The following is an 18,210-nucleotide window of genomic DNA, read 5'->3' as shown; positions in this document are numbered from 1 at the left end:
GTCGAATTTAGAATTCGACTGTAAAAAATTCGACTGTAAAAATATAAATCAAAATAAAACAGGCGAACCATTCGGTTCGCCTGTTTTGTTTAGTTCATATTAATCTTGAGCTTTTAAATTATTTTTTACCACAACCATTGAGGGTAAAGAGTGCCTGAACAATATGACGTGCTTGATCTGAAACAACATGATAGTAGACTTCGACACCGTTACGTTCACCGACAATAATCCCTTTATTTTTCAATAATGCTAAGTGTTGAGAAACCGTTGCTTGAGGTAGCTCAAGACATTCCCATATTTTTTTAACATTACAGGCTTGAGAGATAAGGCCCGCAATAATTTTTAACCGAATGGGGTGGCCTAAAACTTTTAAGATCTCTGCTTCACGCTCGTAAGATTTGTTTTTGTCAAAAGCAATAGGTTTCATAGGTGATGTCCTTATTAATATATTATTTCGTTATCGATATATAATCAGTTGTCTATACTTAAAAATTGAATATATGAATATAGATCAAGTATAATATTACGTCAAGAGTGAAATCTCCATTTCTCTTGCCTTTTTAAGTGCTTATGAGTATCGTTTAGCCTGTTTTATTTAAGCCTAACTAGCTGTTTTGTTGGGCTATAGGTTTGTATTATATTTTAAGGAGTTTTTATGACCGTTTCAATTCTGGTCTTTTTTGTTGGTTTAGTTGTTCTTTATTATGGTGCTGATTTTTTAGTCGATGGTAGTTCGCGGTTAGCTCTGTCGTTTGGGGTTCGGCCACTGATTATTGGTATGACAATTGTATCTTTTGCTACGAGTATGCCAGAGTTAATGGTGTCTTTATTGGCGATAGGAAAAGGTTCGTCAGCAATTGCGGTTGGCAATATTGTCGGATCAAATATTGCAAATATCGGTTTGATTCTTGGTGTTTCAGCTTTGGTGTTACCGTTAAAGGTTCCGCGTGGTCTTTTGTGGCGTGAACTGCCATTTATGATTGGTGTAACGGTTGCCTTGTACGTAATGTGTTTAGATGGACAGCTAGGATTGACCGATGCGGCTGTTTTGCTAACCCTGCTCACCCTCTTTATCCTCTACTGTCTTCGTTACGCTCGTCATACTGGTACGGATCCTGTTGCACCTGAACAAGTTGTTGAAACAGAGCAGGGTCGTCGTGGCCGAGACATTTTGTATATTGTTGGTGGGATTATAGGGTTAGGTCTTGGTGCAAATTGGATGGTTTCATCTGCTGTGACCATTGCCCGTGCAATCGGACTGTCTGAATTGTTCATTGGCATGACAATTGTCGCCTTAGGGACGAGTTTACCAGAGCTTGCGGCTTCATTGATGAGTGCAGCAAAAGGTGAGATGGAAATCAGTATAGGCAATGTGATAGGTAGTAATATTTTTAATATTTTGTTTGTTCTTGGTCTGTGCCCACTGTTTCAACCAATTGTTATCGATCCTTCCGTTTTAAGTTTTGAATTGCCTATTGTGCTACTTTTTAGTTTCGCATTGATCCCATTATGCTGGCATCGATTTGAAGTGACACGACTAAAAGGTGCTTTTCTTTTAGCGAGTTATGTGACTTTTATTACGCTACTTATTCTTCGATGAAAAAGGTGGTTATCCTCGCTGCGGTCATTGTTTTTCTTTCAAATAATGCCTTAGCTGTTGCACCCCGTATATTTAATGAAACAATGCAGTGGTGTTTTAATTGTTCTATTTTATGGCTAGATTCAGTCGCTAAGCTCACATTGACAGTTGAACCACAACTTACTCCTAATACTTATCGCATCATACTGCAAGGAGATAGCCAAGGGGTTGTCGGTTGGTTAAACGGTGATCGACATCAATACTATGAGTCACTTGTGCGGTTAGATTTTCGTGGTCGCGTGACCTCTTTAACTCATATACAACACACACAAATAAACCATAATGGTCGACGTATCCAATATGGCTGGAAGCATATCTTTGTTGAACTTTCCTCTGTCGTTATCGCTGAACGATTGTGGGGAGGGAACGTTGTAGAAACAAAGCGTTACTTCCAAGAAGGTTCCACCTCATCAATTGATGAGAGGGTGACAGGTGATTTCCTGAGTGCGTTTTTCACCTTTCTCTCTGATAGATCACAACCCCTTGCTATCGGCTTGAAATATGACTTTTTGGTATTTTCTCCAGATGGTGACGCAAGACTTCATATTGAAGTAATAGGATTCAATGAAGCGCAAAATAATTGGCAATGCCTGATTAGCTCTGACGGAAATTGTCTTCCTGGTGATGTAAATAATTTGAAGTTTTATTGTGATGATAATCGAATTCCACTCTTTGGTGGCAGTGATACAGTCTTTGGCGGTGTTTCCATACGTGGAACACGCTGCGGGGGGGAACAATGAAAGATAGTTATGGTCAACCCGCGATGTTGCGCTTTTTGGTTATCCTAACGATAGCCTCAGGCACAGGACTGCAGGCATGGATGATCTTGTTCAACAATTTTGCAGTCGATATGGCAGGTTTAAATGGCCAGCAGATTGGTGTCATTGGTTCTGTACGAGAGATCCCAGGACTTCTCGCTTTATTGATTGTTTATGTGTTGCTCATTATTAAGGAGCATCGACTGGCTGCTCTATCGATTGTAACCGTTGGAATTGGTAGTATTGTTACCGGTTTTCTGCCGAGTTATACCGGATTAATACTTTCCACATTGATCATAAGTTTTGGATTTCACTACTATGAAACTACCAATCAATCTTTAACCCTTCAATATTTTGATACACATCAAGCGCCTCATGTGTTCGGTCGCTTGAAAAGTCTTGCTGCAGCGGTAAATATTGTTGTTGGCTCTTTGGTGTTCTGTCTTGGGTACTTTTTTGAATACCGGACTATATTTATCGTAATCGGGGTGATTGTCGTTGCGGTTGGTAGCTGGGGATTATTTCAAAATCCTGTGAGTAAAGATGTTGTTGTTCAGCATCGTCACCTTGTTGTGCGTCGTAAATATGGTTTGTTTTATTTTTTGACTTGTATGGCTGGGGCGCGGCGACAAATTTTTATCGCTTTTGCGGTTTTTCTATTGGTTAAGGAATTCAATTGCAGTGTTACCCAAATTGCTGCGTTGTTTGTGGTTAACAATGTGATTAATTATTTTTTGAGTCCATTGATTGGCCGCGCTATTGTCCATTTTGGTGAGCGCCGTGTCCTATCACTTGAATATAGCAGTTTGATTTTGGTTTTCTGCGGTTATGCTTTTGCAAATTCGTTGACAGTTGTGATGGTTTTATACGTTGTTGATCATATCTTTTTTAATTTTGCGATAGCCATTCGAACCTATTTCCAAAAGGTGGCTGACCCTCAAGATATTGCACCGAGTATGGCTGTGGCATTCACCATAAACCATATTGCTGCCGTAGTGATGCCGGTGATTGGTGGAGCGTTGTGGATGGTCGATTACCGTATTCCATTCATTGCGGGAGCTGTGATGAGTGCGATCTCTTTTGTGGCCGTTCAATGGATACGGGTACCGAAAATAGCGTAATTATTTACCTAGGTTACGGTTTGTCATAATGGTGCACATCAAATGCCTCAGTTTCTTCAGTTGGCATTAGGTCACGCATTGGGTTGTGGCGGAAAGCTACCTTGTTGTGAAAATAGTAAAACAGAGTGAATACAACGACGGCAACGTTGAGGTTGACGAAAACGGTAATTGCTGCTGTGCCGGCAATCATCATAATCTCGCGGTTGGTAACAAAGATTTTTTCATCAGCGTGGTCGTTAAAAAAATTATGTAGTAGTTCGTGGCGCTGGTGCATAAATTCAGCGAGATAGATCTGTAATGGCTTAAAATCAAAGACATCATAGCCAACCTTAATCAGCACACCAACAAATACCGCTTTAGGGATTTGGTTGATTAAGTCTTGAAATAAAATAATCTCAACGAGTACAAAAATTCCCACCATAATGCCAGCGAGTCGTAATGACGCTTTTTCTTTGAGCATGAGAACCGAACGGATCGTAGCTTGAGCTCCTGGTATGCCACCTATGAATGCAATCGCACTATTTGCGATACCTTGGGCTGCTAATTCGCGATCCTGACGTGTTGTCTCACCACCCATGCGGTCAACGACTAGTGATGTCAGTAATGTATCAAGATAGCAGAGTAGAGCAAGCTGAAGAGCAAAGGGAAATGCTTTAAAGAATGAAGCCATTGTAAAGCTGGTTGGGATTTGATTGTGCAGCAAGGCTGTCGCATCGCTCCAACTGCTAAGACTACCTGTTAATTGAACACGCTCAATGCCAAGGTTTAAGGCCAGAGTAGCACAGGTCATAATCACAATGGCAACAAGGGTAGGGGGAAGGTAGTGGGCTACGGGTCCAATGACTCGCCGCATAATAGGGCCAAGGGTGAAAATGAGGGTAACTGTTATAATGGCAATGGTGAGGTTTTGCCATGTTTCACCTGTCAAAGCGTGGTGGCCACTCCAACCAAAGATAGATTGAATTTGGCTGATCCAAATTAGTAGCGCAATGCCGCTCATAAATCCTGATATAACAACATTGGGAACCCAGGCGATAAAACGACCGAGGCGAAATATTGCCATAACCAAGAGCAGAATGCCGCTGAGGAGAAAAACGCTATTAATAAATTGATCGACGTTCATCCCGGCCGTCGACATAATATGTTCATGCGCACTGGCAACAACCACAGCACTTACGGCACTCATCGGAGCCGTTGGTCCTGAACATTGAATACGTGTTCCACCCAACAGTGAGGTAATGAGAGCAATAAGTCCCGCTGAAATCATTCCTGCAAAGGCACCGCGACCCGAGAGAATTCCTAGGGCGGCACCAAGGCTTAAGGCAACAAAGCTAACCGTTAAGCCAATAATGATATTATGGATGATCTCGGCACTTGAATTGTTCTTTTTGCAAGGCTGTGTACGGTCTACGGCTGAGGGCATGGAACTGGTTCTCCTCGAAGTCATTAGAAGGTTAGCGAGCCTGATGATATGGCCAGATAAGTTTTAGAATTACTAAATTAACTGAGTACTTTGCCTTGAAATTATTTTTTTTGCAAGGTCGTTTTGTAGAAAGATTATCTATTTTGTTAAAATAATCTTGATATGTATACAGGTAAATGCGAGATTTAGAAAATTAATTAAAATCATGGGGGGCTGATGCGCTTATTGTTGACTATGTTGATCGCGAGTTCAGTTTTTGTTGCACCACTCTGGGCAGAATCGTTTTCTGAAAACAGTTTACCTGAAATTACTGTAGTTGATACGGCAGCGATTACTACAGCGGGCTCTTCTGTGCTTGATAGGCAAACGTTACAATCGTTACCGCAAGGTGATGGCGCTATTACTGATCTTCTTAAAGTGTTGCCAGGGATTCAGTTTAGCGAAACAGATAATTCATCACTAACTGGTGGGGAAATATTGCCGGCTGAAATTTCTATTTCTGGTGGTCGCGTTTACGATAATAATTTCATGATTGATGGGATTAGTAATAATAGTTTACTTGATCCGACTTCTACAAACTCCAGTAGCCCAACTTTGGTTCCCGGTCATTCGCAGGAACTCTTTCTTGATGCGTCTCTGATCGGCACTATCTCAGTTCAACGTAGTAATGTCTCTGCTCGTTATAGTGGTTTTAGTGGTGGCGTGATTGATGTTGAAACACGTGATCCTTCTGGGGTATTTGGTGGCGAAATATCTGCAAGAACAACACGTTCTGAGTGGAGTAGTTTTCATGTTGATCGTGTAGACAATGAGGATTTTATAAATTCAGAGCAAGCTGACCAACAGCCGAAATTTCGGCAGTATTATGGTAACGTCAGTGTTGACGTCCCCCTTTCTAATACTATGGGGGTCTTGATGGCTTATTCCAAAATTTATTCACAGATTCCATTACAGAATTTTGGTGAAACACAGAAACAATATCGCGATAGGGAAAATCGATTTATCAAATATGTTTATCGTCCCACTGAAAAAACAACGTTTCGTCTAACGTACCTATCGACTCCTTACGAGGGGGAATATTTTCGAGATGGCGTCAAAGATAGTGACTATAGCATCGAGGGCGGCGGCTGGAGCCTGTATGCAAATTTGGAACACCAGTTCCGCTTTGGCGTTGCTGAATTTATCATTGGATTCAAGAAAAGCGAAAATTCTCGCACTGCGCCCCAAAATTATTTTAGCTACCGTAATACCGATTCCGTTGATTGGGGAGAGAAATTTAGTAAAAAAGGTGGCTATGGTAATATTGAAAAAGAACAAAAAACGTTGACGTTTGCCAGCCATTTTGAATTTGAGACTGTACAAACGGGCCCAGTACAACATCAATGGGTTACTGGTGTGACCGTTGAGAGAGTGGAAGGTCGTGAAGAAAGAACAGAGCAAACGACAAATTATAGTACATGGGTTACTGATGACAATGTGGTGTGTAGCGAAGGTGATATCGATTGTATCTCAGGAGAGCAGTTTGCGTGGTATCAAACAACTTATCCCGAATATTCGGCTGAAGGTGAATTGACATCATTGGAAACCTATCTAGAGGATAGCCTAATATGGGATCGTATAACGTTACGTCCAGGAGTCAATTTATCTTATAATGACTTGAATAAAAATATGGATTATGCCTTTCGTAATACTGTGTTCTTTGATCTATTCGCTGATGGTTCATCTATCCTAAGTGCCGGTTCAAATCGATATTATGGGAAAAGTTTACTCAGTCACGCTATTGCGGGGGAACGTAAAGAATATACAACGATGAAACGTAGTAAAGTTCTTGAGGTTGACAATACCCCCGAAGAGTGGGTGGATAAACCGCGTACTTCATTTCGACAAATTCAACTTTCTGATCTTAAAACACCTAAGGTCGATGAGTGGAGTGTTGCCTTTGAACAAGATTTGTTAGGTGGGCGGTTAAATCTTTGCTATATCGATCGTAATAGCGAGAATGGTTTGTCATTAGATATCATGAGTAAAGATGAGGATGGCTATATTTATTCTGAGTGGACGAACCTTGGTAATAGCCGTCACAAAGAAGTCACTGTTGCTTGGGAGCGTGAATGGGATCGGCACTTTCTGTTGGTAGATGGCACGTGGCAGCGTAGTTTCTCTACTAATGAAGATTATTCCGATAACTTTGAGCTTGAAGATTTTGAAGATCTAGTCTGGTATAAGGATCAGGTGAAACTTAAAACTGACTTGCCGCGTGCTGATTATAATCGTAACTGGTCTGCTAATTTGATCTATCGTGTGAACCTTGAGTATGGTTTTTCTTTTACTAATATTACCCGTTACCGCAGTGGCTATGAGGCGATAGGGAAGACCTATGAAGATGATCATCTTTTGCCGAATGGTGATGAAATTGATGTTTACGATGACCGTAGTTACCCCAGTTCAACAACCTTTGATTGGAAGCTAGAGTGGGAGAAGACTCTAACTGAGACTCAAACAATGACGGTAGCTCTTGATGTGTATAATGTTTTCAATCGTAAGTTATATGGCTATGATTATTCTAATAATAAAGTGACCTATCAAATGGGACGGCAATTGTGGGTCGGAGTTGATTACAGTTTCTAGTGATTAGTTATTGAGGGTGTTGGTTCACGAGTCATGGTCCAATTTTGATGTGGTGAATAGTGCAGTAAATCACTGTACTTTGTAAGCTGTTGTGTAGTGGCGAGTTGAAGGTCGTAGTAACCCTCTGTGGCTTCTGTTGGTAATTCAAACTCCACCAAGTTCTTACTTTGACTTTTAATTTTCAGCGGCTGCGGCAGTGAGTTGATGTACACGCCGATATCATTTATTTGGTAGATCCTGTTATCGTTAAAAGCAACTGCTGTCGTGGTTGGTAGTTCGCAAAGTATTTTCATCTTTAATGGGTCGCTAATGTCGACCACTGTCGTTTTTGTGCGGTTAGTTGTGATGTAAGCGTTATTCCCCTGTACGGCTATCTGATTACAGTATCCTGACAAATCTAAAGCGTCACCAATTATTGGTTTTTTCGGGTCTCTAATATCGACACTTAATAATCCCCTTTTCCCATTTGAAATCAATGCATAGCCATCCTTGATTACCATACCTCTCGTTCGCGAACTTTCTTCAACGGTTGCTGGGTATTTAAGTTCACCGATCAGTAACGGTAGTGTTTTTTTATTAATTTGGTAGATTTTTAATCCGTATGGCCTTGTTGCAAGATATAGACGGTTATCTTTTATGACATAGTTGTCATGTGGAAGTGAGATGAATGGCGTTATTTCTTGCGATATATTCGATTCCTCAAGATTGAGAACGAAGATGCCTACTAGTTTGGTGCCGAGGTATAACTTAGACTTGTCTACGATTAGCTTTTCAACGTATTCGGTCCATGTAATAATTTTTTTAGTTCGTATTAATACACTAGGGTTCAGGTTGATGATATGGATCTCGTTGTTCTGCAGCGCAACATATACATATCTATGATCCATGGTGATAGCAGTGATTCTTGCAGCAAAATTGATCGAGTCATATTGTGATATTGAACCGTTTTCAGATTCAGTGAAGAGGTTTAGTCTATAATTAGAAGAAATGGCAAAGTGTTTGTCTCGATGTAAGATATTCAGAGCGCGGCCATATGTTTTATTTAAATCGATTTTAGCTTGAGGTGTGGTGTTTTGCTTGGATGGATCAAAGATGGCGAACCCTTTTTCACCAAGGCACGCGATGAGGTAATTGTTGAAAAGCAATAAGCTCTGACATTTCCCTGTCGTTAAAAAGGTCTTTATGTGGGTGAGTTTGTAGTTGTCGGTTCGGTAATGATAGATATGGTGCGATCCGTTAGAAATATAAATATCATGGTCAACGGCACAAATCCCAAAGGTTGAGATATCTTCAATTCTGTAGCTACCTATCTCCTGAGTCAAACTATTGATTGTAGCAATATAGAGCCCTTTTATACCCATAGAGATGAAAATTGTGTCATCGATCTGTGCAAATTGAGTAGCAGGGTGAGGTAGTTCGATGGTGGTTATTCGTTTTGCCTTACGGGGGTGTGTTATATCAATGATATGCAGTACCCCTTTTTTGTTTTTTGAACCCAGAACATAGGCCCTGTTACCATTCTGATAAATACTCCTAAGAGTTCCTTCAATGTTTATTTTGCTAATTTCTTTTGGTGTGTCATCATGAATATCTAGGAGTATAAGGCCTTGTTTTGCTGTAACAATGATTGCTAAGTCATCTTTGATAGTACTGTCCATAATGGTTTCTTTTGGATTGATGGTAAATTTATGCTGTGGAGTTGATGGGTCAGATATATCAATATATGCAAGTCCAGAAGTACCTCCTGCAATGAGAGCTCGATCCTTTTCAATGGTTATATTCCAGGCTTTGAAATCTACATTAAGTGAAAGAACACCTGTTAATACAGGTTTTTTTGGATTGATGATGCTGTAAGAAAGAATCTCACTTGGAGCGTTTGCTACCCATAGGTGGTTTTTATCACCTGCAATGTTAAATGCACGTCCCCATGTGAATCGTGAACTTAGTGTGTCATGTTCTCTTTGCATGTTGGGGGTAAGTACTGCAGAGAAATTGGACGGTAGATTCTCGCCAGAAATGATGAGAATATTTTCGGTTTTGTTAAATGTGACTCGCGTAATTTCAGCAGGCTCACTTGGTTTTAACCTTATGAACCAAATCAATAAGATGATTAGAATAATCGTGTAGAGCAAGATGGCTAAAGGAAAAAAATATCTTTTGGGGTTGCTGAACTGTTGCAACGACATTTATTGCACCTCAGTATAAAAATTACACGTTGGTGATTCATTGTTTAAAAATTCGTCTACTTGATCTAGTAGCTCTTTTTGACGGTATGGTTTGCATAGGTAGGCATTCATCCCAACGGCTAAACACGCTTGGGTATTCTCATCACTCGCATGTGCTGTGAGGGCGATAATAGGAATTTGACTAGTTTGACGGATGATTTCAGATGCCCTATATCCATCCATGATTGGCATTTGACAATCCATCAATATTAAATCAAATTGTGAATTTTTAATTGCATCAATAGCTTGTTGCCCATTGCTGACCATGGTGAGTTGATAACCTTGCTGTTCAAGAATAAGTTGGACTAATCGTTGATTTGTTAAGTTATCTTCTGCAAGTAATATTTTTTTATCAGAGTGATTTGATACATCAGCGCAATATTTAACAGGTGAGGCTGTGACTGTTGGTTCGTTAATGTGTGAAGACATTACGGCCTGGTAAATATCTTTCACATGAACTGGTTTTGTCAGGCACGTTAAAATACCAAGCTGTTTTTGTGATTCTGTAGTGAGTGTTTGGCTGTGTGAGCTAATATAGATGATTTTATTCCTGAGTGGATGGTCATCTTCAGTGAGGAATGTCCTTGGCTCGCCAAGCAGAGTATTATCTATAAAGATGGTGTCAAATGATTGCGTAGGTTCATTCAATAGTTGCAGTAGCTTTTTTTTGGAATTGATTGTCGAATTCTTAGCTCCAAGTGCAGATAAGTGCGATGAGAGCATTGTCGATAGATCAAAATTGTCTGTAGCAATTAAAGTTGTTTTGTCTATTGTCTTGATAGGCTGTTGTCGTGGCGTCCGCTCGTATGTAAATGGTATTTTGAGCGTAAAGCAGGTGCCATGTGGAACCGTATCGCTAATCTCTATTGTGCCATTCATCAACTCAGTAAGCTGTTTTACAATTGTTAAACCTAAGCCTGTACCGCCGTATTTGCGTGTTGTTGAGCTGTCGGCCTGAGTAAAGGCATTGAAGACATCCTTTTTAGCTTGATCGCTAAGGCCAATCCCGCTGTCAGCAACTTTTAAAATGAGCAATATTATTTTATCGCTAATTTCATGGCACGATAAAGCAACTGAAATTTTTCCACTATTTGTAAACTTGATTGCATTCGAAAGTAAGTTGAGGATGATCTGACGAAGTCGCCCCGCATCGCCTTGAACAAGTGATGGGAGTTCAGGTGATGGAAAGGTTGTCAGCTCTAACCCTTTGTTAATAGCGTTATCAGCAAGCAGCTCAGCTGAAGTCTCTAATGCCGTGGTCGGGTTAAAAGTGGCGATCTCAAGTTCAAGTTTTCCTGCCTCAACCTTTGAGATATCAAGTAGGTCATTAAGAATATTTAGGAGTGATTCCCCTGAGGAGTGAATTGTTTTAGCAAGTTCTTTTTGCGTGTGATCCGTTACATTTTTTTCAAGTAATTCAGCCATCCCAAGGACACCAATCATGGGTGTGCGGATCTCGTGGCTCATGTTGGCTAAAAAACGCGATTTCGCCGCACTGGCTTCAATGGCTTCATTTCTAGCGAGTCCTAGCTTTTCGACGGTTGATAGCAACTCGATGTTACTTTGCTTTAGATCCGCCGTGCGTTTTGTTACTTGAGATTCAAGTTCAAAACTATGTGTTTGTAGAGCGAACTCACGTTTGTTTATCTGGTGCAACATGTCATTGAAGCTTGTCAATAATTCATCGACTTCAACAATATCATTATCTATTTCTGCCCCAATATCGGTAGCGTAAACTTTTTCACTTGTGATAATTTTCATTTGATCAACAAGTTGGTGTAGCGGCTGAGTAATATGTGTCCGCAGCCGAGCTGACATTAGGTACGCAATCGCCAGCGCAGCGCTGAGTATAACGAGTGCAGCAATGGTAAATAGCAGGAGGTTGCGTATTAGTACTTCTTGACTAGCTTGAAGGTAGACTGCACCAAGGTAGACGTCGTTATGAAAAATGGGTGAATAGATGCATAGTTTATTATTTATGAATTGGTGAATGATCTGTTTCTTCTGTATTGCGCGTTTAAGCTGTTCTGGATGGAAGGCGTTTATCTTTAGTTGTTGAGCAAAAGTGGTGCGATCACGGTTTAAATATTGTGCAAATACTTCATGCTTTTTATTCAACAGGTATGCAACACGGATTGTCTGTTCTGTTTTGAGTGTTTCAAGGATGGGGGTTGCTATAAAACTTTTGCGTAACGTGAGGCTTTCATGGCTGTTTTCACCAATAATTTTAGCTAGGGTCGACATCTTGTCGATCATACTATTGCGAAACGTTACTCCTTGCAGGTAGAGAGATACCAGTAGTGTGAGAAAGATCACTATTGAGCACGTGAGCATGACAATACGTGTTATTTTTGAGTTGATTGTTGCGTGATTAGGCTGGGGCATAGTGTTAATGATTGCTTTGGAATTAGCGTGCAAATGATTGGACTGCGACGGGACCACCACGGTCACGCTTAGTTAGCCATATTTAATCACATTATCGTATAGTTGATAGTTGGTTGCGTCAATGTAAATCTGATTGATTCAGTGTAAAAGAGTTTGGTATCTGGTGCTGTGCGAGGTATAACGATTAAAAATACATCGAATTCTATGTAGGTATACGTAAAGGTTATAAATATAAGATGAATGTCATAGATGTTACAGGGCTCGATAAACATTATGGGTCGCGTCAAATTTTGACTCAGGTCACTTTTGCTGTTGATGAAAAAGAAAAAATTGGTCTGATTGGTCGTAATGGCTGTGGTAAATCGACATTGCTTCGAATTCTTGTTGGTTTGGATGATCCCGATGGTGGCAGTGTGACTAAAAAACGTCATGCCTCCGTGGTTTATTTAGCTCAACAACCTGAATTAGATGGGGAGCTGACCGCAGAGCAGTATTTACAACGCTCACTTTCCGAAGTACATAGTCGAAGAGAAAGATACGAAGCTGTATGTCTAGAACTTGGTAACTGTCAGGCTGAAACAGCGGACACCTTGCTACAGGAGCAGCAGCAACTTCAAGAGTGGTTTGATCAACATCAAGCCTGGAATATTGATCATCGTATTGGTGATCTCTGTAGTCGCCTTGGTGTTGTGAATATTCATCAGCCCGTAGGCCAGCTTTCAGGGGGGCAACGTAAGCGGATAGCCTTGGCCGGAGTGCTTCTCAATCAACCAGATTTACTGCTACTTGATGAGCCAACTAACCATCTTGATGCCGAAAGTATCCGTTGGCTTGAGGAAGAATTGATCCGCTATCCCGGTGCCGTAGTGCTCGTAACTCATGATCGTTATTTCCTTGATCGTGTTGTGTCGCGAATGTTCGAAGTCGATGAAGGTAAATTTAAGATATTTACTGGCAATTATAGCCATTATCTTCAACAGAAGCAGGAACAACTTGAGACGAATAATGTGCAGCAAAGTCGATTACTTAATTTGTTGCGTCGCGAAGAAGCTTGGCTGCAACGAGGAGCGAAAGCACGATCCACAAAACAAAAGGCTCGAATTGATCGAGTAGGGAAGTTGCAAGAGCAAAAGCAAGGCCCGCAGCGTGGCGATTTAGCTCTACAGTTTTCAGCTGATCAAAAGCTTGGTGGAACGATTCTTGAGTTAGACCACGTAACATTACAGGCAGGAGACTTGCGTTTAATTGATGATTTGTCGTTGATGATGCGACCCGGTGAGCGGTTGGGAATTTTAGGACCTAACGGCAGCGGTAAGTCAACACTCCTTAAAACAGTTTTAGGGCAGGTGCCACTCGTTGCTGGAAAAATTACTGTCGGTCGGAAAACACACATTGGTTACATCGACCAACAGCGTAGTGGTCTCGACCCTAAAGTCCTCGTTCACGAGGTTCTCGGTGCAGGGGAATGGGTGACCGTTGCTGGGGTGAAGCGCCATAAAACGGGTTATCTTGAAGATTTTCTTTTTGATCATGCTGAACAGCGCAAACCTGTTTCAACTCTTTCCGGTGGTGAACGAGCTCGTTTACTCTTGGCGTTGTTGATGTTGCAGGGTGCTAATTTATTGATTCTCGATGAGCCAACCAATGATTTAGACATCCAAACGCTACAAGTATTAGAGCAGGCATTAATTGATTTTGGTGGCTGTGTACTCATTGTCACTCATGATCGCTACTTGCTTGACCGTATCGCCACGTCAATTTTGGTTTTTGGTGCCGATAGAGAAGCGATTTGCTATGCCGGCAATTATAGCGATATGTGCCGACAGCGTCAGTTAGCGGATGAGGCGCAAATTGTTGAAGAAACAGTCTGTGTTGTTGAAAAAAAACTGGTGACGAGACCTTCAACGAGAGCGCGGAGCGGTTTAACGTTTAAAGAAAAAAAAGAGCTGACTGAATTAGAGCAGAAAATTGAACAATTAGAAGATGAAAAAGCACAGGTAGAACATTCTTTGTCCGAACCTGGAAATGCATCTGTCGATCAGCTTACTGCGTTGGGAGAGAAGTTTTCCGAGGTCGAAAATCTTCTTCATAATTCGTATGAGCGTTGGGAAGAGCTTGAGTTGAAAAAAGAGAGCTAACTCACTTTGGGGTGGTGTTTGTTTACGACTTCCGTGTTGACTTTTTCTTGATATTTCGTATACAGTACACAGATTAATTTCAATGGATTGGTTGGTCTACACTACTATTATATAGATCAAAACTACTTATCTACTGGTTTTCTCAGTTAAAACCGTAATCTTTCTAGGAGGATCAAAAGAATGATCGAAGCGTATCTGCAACACGAAGCAGAGAGAAATGTACAGGGTATTCCTGCACTGCCTCTCAATCCCGCTCAAGCAAAAGGCCTATGTGAACTGTTGGTGACACCACCTGCAGGCAAAGAAGAGTTTCTTTTAAACCTTCTTAAGGAGCGCATCTCCCCAGGTGTTGATCCTGCTGCTGAAGTTAAGGCTGCATTTTTAGCTCAAATTATTAAAGGTGAGACCTCTTCACCTCTCGTAAATAAAGTTGAAGCAGTACAGATTCTTGGAACTATGATGGGTGGTTATAACATCCAGCCTTTGATCGGTGCTCTTGAGAACTCTGAGCTTGCTGACGAAGCAGCTTGTGCACTGAGTGGCATGGTTCTGATTTATGATGCATTTGATGATGTCTTTGCTCTGTGCAAAGCTGGCAATGCTGCAGCGAAGAAGGTAGTTGAGTCGTGGGCTGCTGCTGAGTGGTTCACCTCTAAGCCTGCACTAGCTGAAACCATCAAAGTTATGGTTTACAAGGTTGACGGCGAGATCAACACTGATGACTTCTCACCTGCTGGTGATGCATGGAGTCGTCCTGACATCCCACTTCACTCTTTAGCAATGGGAAAAACATCGTTCCCCGAAGGCAATGCTCAAATCGCTAAATGGCGTGCTGAAGGTCATCAGGTTGCATTTGTTGGTGATGTTGTTGGTACAGGTTCTTCACGTAAGTCTGCGTGTAACTCTGTATTGTGGGCCATTGGTGATGATATTCCTGCGGTACCAAACAAGCGTCGTGCTGGTGTGATTATCGGTGACGTTATCGCTCCGATCTTCTTTAACACTGCTCAAGACTCTGGTGCACTTCCATTGCGTATGGACGTTGGCAAAATGAACAGCGGCGATGTGATCACTATTGACACTAAGGCTGGTAAAGTAACGGGTGCTGATGGCGCAGAAATTTCGACATTTGAAATTGCTCCTAGTACTGTGAGCGATGAGTTCCGTGCTGGTGGTCGTACACCTTTGATCATCGGTCGTAAATTGACTGAGCGTGCATGTATCGCTCTTGGTATGCCAGTTCCAACGATGTTCATCGATGCGGATAATCCAGTACCTAAAGCGGGTCAAGGTTTCTCTTTGGCGCAAAAAATGGTTGGTAAGGCATGTGGCGTTGCAGGTATTCTTCCTGGTACAGCGTGCGAGCCTAAGATGACCACTGTTGGTTCACAGGATACAACGGGTCCTATGACTGCTGATGAGATCAAAGAGCTTGCTTGCTTGAAGTTCCAAGCTCCTCTGTTCATGCAGTCTTTCTGCCACACTGCCGCATACCCTAAGCCAGCTGATGTTAAGATGCACAACACTTTGCCAGCGTTTATTTCTGAGCGTGAAGGTGTTGCATTGAATCCAGGTGATGGCGTTATCCACAGTTGGTTGAACCGTCTATTGTTACCTGACACTGTTGGTACAGGTGGTGATTCCCATACTCGTTTCCCAATCGGTATCAGCTTCCCTGCTGGTTCTGGTCTCATCGCATTTGCTGGTGCTCTTGGTTTCATGGCACTTGATATGCCTGAGTCTGTTTTAGTTCGTTTTAAAGGTGAGCTTAACGAAGGTATCACTCTTCGTGATGCGGTTAACGCTATCCCTTACTACGCAATCCAACAGGGCCTTTTGACTGTACCTAAAAAGAACAAGATCAACATCTTTAACGGTCGTGTTCTTGAGATGGAAGGGCTGCCAAATCTTTCTGTTGAGGAAGCTTACGAGCTGACTGATGCTGCTGCTGAGCGTAGTGCTGCTGCGGGTTGCATCCAACTTTCTGAAGATACTGTTTGCACCTACTTACGCTCTAACGTTGCGTTGATGGAAAGCATGATCAAAGACGGTTATTCTCATGCGGGTACGTTGCAAAAGCGTATTGATGCTGTGAACGAGTGGTTGAAGAACCCTGAGCTTCTCAAAGCTGATAGTGATGCTGAGTACGCAGCAGTGATCGAGATCGATCTCGCTGATCTGACTGAGCCTATTTTGGCATGCCCAAATGATCCTGATGATGTGAAGCTTCTTTCTGAAGTTCAAGGTACAAAGATCCAAGATATCTTCATCGGTTCTTGCATGACAAACATTGGTCACTTCCGTGCTGCAGCGAAAATCTGGGAAGGCAACGTCTTTAATCCAAACGATCGCGTATGGATCTGCCCTCCAACACGTATGGATCAAGCTAAATTGAAGGATGAGGCACTTTTCGCAATCTTCAACCAAGTTGGTGCTCGTATTGAAACTCCAGGCTGCTCTCTGTGCATGGGTAATCAAGCGCGTGTTCCCGATGGTGTGAACATGTACTCCACATCGACTCGTAACTTCAATGATCGTATCGGTAATGGCGCACAAGTTTACCTTGGTGGTGCTGAGCTTGGTGCTGTGACAGCACTCAAAGGTGAGCTACCTACACCTGCTGAGTACTTGGCCATCTACAAAGAGAAAATTTCTCCTTGTAAAGATGAAGTATATAACTACCTTCAGTTCGACGAGCTTGGTGAGTTTGACGCTGTGTATAAGCGTTGCGATATTTAATCATCAGCTAAATGTTTGATAGAGATGGCCGCTTCGAATGAAGCGGCCATTTTTTATTGCTTCTGCACTGACAAAACTTTAATGTAACTAAGTGCTTGTACCTTTCTATCTGCAACGTAAATTACGTTGTCCCATTTTGGAGTGTGCATATGACAGGAAAAATTCGTCTCGTGAGTATGGTCGTGTTGTTACTGTTGGTCGTTGGTAATTGCTGGGCTGATCGATTTCGTCAGCTTTCTCTTGACCTCGCCGCGGGCGCACGTACCGATCAACTCGACTGGTCGTTTGCTGGAGTCAATAACGCACCAAATGTTCTCTCCGAGCTGGAGTGGGATGATCTGCAAATCTATCAATTGACTGCTGTTGGCACCTTGGTGGTTGAGAATAATCGAGTACCGTTTGCCACCTATTTGCGCTTCAAGGGTGGTTATGGTTGGATTGTTGATGGTGATGTCCAGGATTCGGACTACGATGGTGACAATCGCAGCGATGAGTATTCGCGATCCTACAGTGATGGCGGTGACGGGGATGTTTTCGACATTAGCGCCGCAATCGGGCCGCAGTTTAGTTTTTTTAACGATACGTTATTTCTCGCACCATTGGTCGGTTATTCATACTCTGAGCAGAACCTGGTTATGCAGGATGGCTTTCAAGCTGTTAGCGATAATCTTCGTGTCCCATCGGTAGGCTTTACCATGCCAGATCTCGATTCCAGTTATGAGAGTGAATGGAAAGGGGGCTGGGTTGGTCTCGATATGCGTTGGTTGCTTAGCGATCATTTTGTGTTTGATGGGACTGTTGAATACCATGATGTCGCCTATGATGCTGAAGCGGATTGGAACTTAAGCGACAAAATTTTTATTCACGAAGCGAACGGCGAGGGGATTGTTGCCGAGTTGGCTATGAAGTATTTACTTGGCGATCGCTGGGCGTTAGCTGTTGATGTTCGTTATTGCCGTTTTGAAACTGACTCTGGATCTAATAGATATGACACTCCGGGTGGTTCTGGGATATTGAAGCTCAACGAGGTTAATTGGGAATCGTTCTCTTCAAACATTGGAGTGAGCTACAAATTTTTCTAGTTGGCACCTTGGTGTTTTTGACTTAATTAAAATATAATCTCAACAAAAGGTTGAGTAGGGTGCAACGAAACC

The 18,210-nt window shown here is 42.0% G+C and carries 11 protein-coding genes; 7 read left to right on the top strand and 4 right to left on the bottom strand.

Annotated elements, in window-relative coordinates; all coding sequences use genetic code 11:
- Nucleotides 1-118 precede the first annotated feature (118 nt).
- A complete protein-coding gene (locus ACZ5KY_RS13280; RefSeq protein ID WP_464244674.1) occupies nt 119-418 on the bottom strand; it encodes an ArsR/SmtB family transcription factor in 300 nt (99 codons plus the stop codon).
- A gap of 237 nt (nt 419-655) precedes the next feature.
- On the opposite strand from ACZ5KY_RS13280, the gene ACZ5KY_RS13275 reads away from it, so the two are divergent.
- Genes ACZ5KY_RS13275 through ACZ5KY_RS13265 form a run of 3 tightly spaced genes read left to right on the top strand, consistent with a single transcriptional unit; the run spans nt 656 to nt 3,518 of the window.
- Nucleotides 656-1,600 carry a calcium/sodium antiporter gene (locus ACZ5KY_RS13275; protein WP_464244378.1) on the top strand — a complete coding sequence of 315 codons (945 nt, stop codon included), beginning with the start codon at nt 656-658 and terminating at the stop codon, nt 1,598-1,600.
- Nucleotides 1,597-2,379: a hypothetical protein gene (locus ACZ5KY_RS13270; RefSeq protein WP_464244377.1), complete on the top strand. Its 783-nt coding sequence runs from the start codon at nt 1,597-1,599 to the stop codon at nt 2,377-2,379. The genes ACZ5KY_RS13275 and ACZ5KY_RS13270 overlap by 4 nt, the downstream gene beginning before the upstream one ends.
- Nucleotides 2,376-3,518 carry an MFS transporter gene (locus ACZ5KY_RS13265; RefSeq protein WP_464244376.1) on the top strand — a complete coding sequence of 381 codons (1,143 nt, stop codon included), beginning with the start codon at nt 2,376-2,378 and terminating at the stop codon, nt 3,516-3,518. Before ACZ5KY_RS13270 ends, ACZ5KY_RS13265 begins: the two co-directional genes overlap by 4 nt.
- Nucleotides 3,519-3,531: 13 nt before the next feature.
- Here ACZ5KY_RS13265 and ACZ5KY_RS13260 read toward each other — a convergent pair whose 3' ends face one another.
- Complete coding sequence (locus tag ACZ5KY_RS13260) at nt 3,532-4,941, bottom strand: SulP family inorganic anion transporter (protein ID WP_464244375.1); 1,410 nt, start codon at nt 4,939-4,941, stop codon at nt 3,532-3,534.
- A gap of 216 nt (nt 4,942-5,157) precedes the next feature.
- Between ACZ5KY_RS13260 and ACZ5KY_RS13255 the strand changes: the two genes are divergently transcribed.
- Nucleotides 5,158-7,569, top strand: a complete 2,412-nt coding sequence (locus ACZ5KY_RS13255) for a TonB-dependent receptor plug domain-containing protein (RefSeq protein ID WP_464244374.1) — start codon at nt 5,158-5,160, stop codon at nt 7,567-7,569.
- On the opposite strand, the gene ACZ5KY_RS13250 is transcribed toward ACZ5KY_RS13255, so the two are convergent.
- Nucleotides 7,566-9,755, bottom strand: coding sequence for a hypothetical protein (locus ACZ5KY_RS13250; RefSeq protein ID WP_464244373.1), 2,190 nt, complete (start codon nt 9,753-9,755; stop codon nt 7,566-7,568). The two genes, ACZ5KY_RS13255 and ACZ5KY_RS13250, sit on opposite strands and share 4 nt — an antisense overlap.
- A complete protein-coding gene (locus ACZ5KY_RS13245; RefSeq protein ID WP_464244372.1) occupies nt 9,756-12,110 on the bottom strand; it encodes a hybrid sensor histidine kinase/response regulator in 2,355 nt (784 codons plus the stop codon).
- A 305-nt stretch (nt 12,111-12,415) separates the two neighbouring features.
- Between ACZ5KY_RS13245 and ACZ5KY_RS13240 the strand changes: the two genes are divergently transcribed.
- From ACZ5KY_RS13240 to ACZ5KY_RS13230, 3 genes are all read left to right on the top strand, one after another.
- Nucleotides 12,416-14,317, top strand: a complete 1,902-nt coding sequence (locus tag ACZ5KY_RS13240; RefSeq protein ID WP_464244371.1) for an ABC-F family ATP-binding cassette domain-containing protein — start codon at nt 12,416-12,418, stop codon at nt 14,315-14,317.
- A gap of 180 nt (nt 14,318-14,497) precedes the next feature.
- A complete protein-coding gene (locus ACZ5KY_RS13235; RefSeq protein ID WP_464244370.1) occupies nt 14,498-17,056 on the top strand; it encodes a bifunctional aconitate hydratase 2/2-methylisocitrate dehydratase in 2,559 nt (852 codons plus the stop codon).
- Nucleotides 17,057-17,205: 149 nt separating this feature from the next.
- Nucleotides 17,206-18,138 carry a hypothetical protein gene (locus tag ACZ5KY_RS13230; RefSeq protein ID WP_464244369.1) on the top strand — a complete coding sequence of 311 codons (933 nt, stop codon included), beginning with the start codon at nt 17,206-17,208 and terminating at the stop codon, nt 18,136-18,138.
- Nucleotides 18,139-18,210: the final 72 nt, after the last annotated feature.

This window comes from Desulfuromonas svalbardensis (assembly GCF_055389415.1).
The sequence above is the reverse complement of the archived record's forward strand: the minus strand, read 5'-3'. Positions and strand labels throughout refer to the sequence as shown.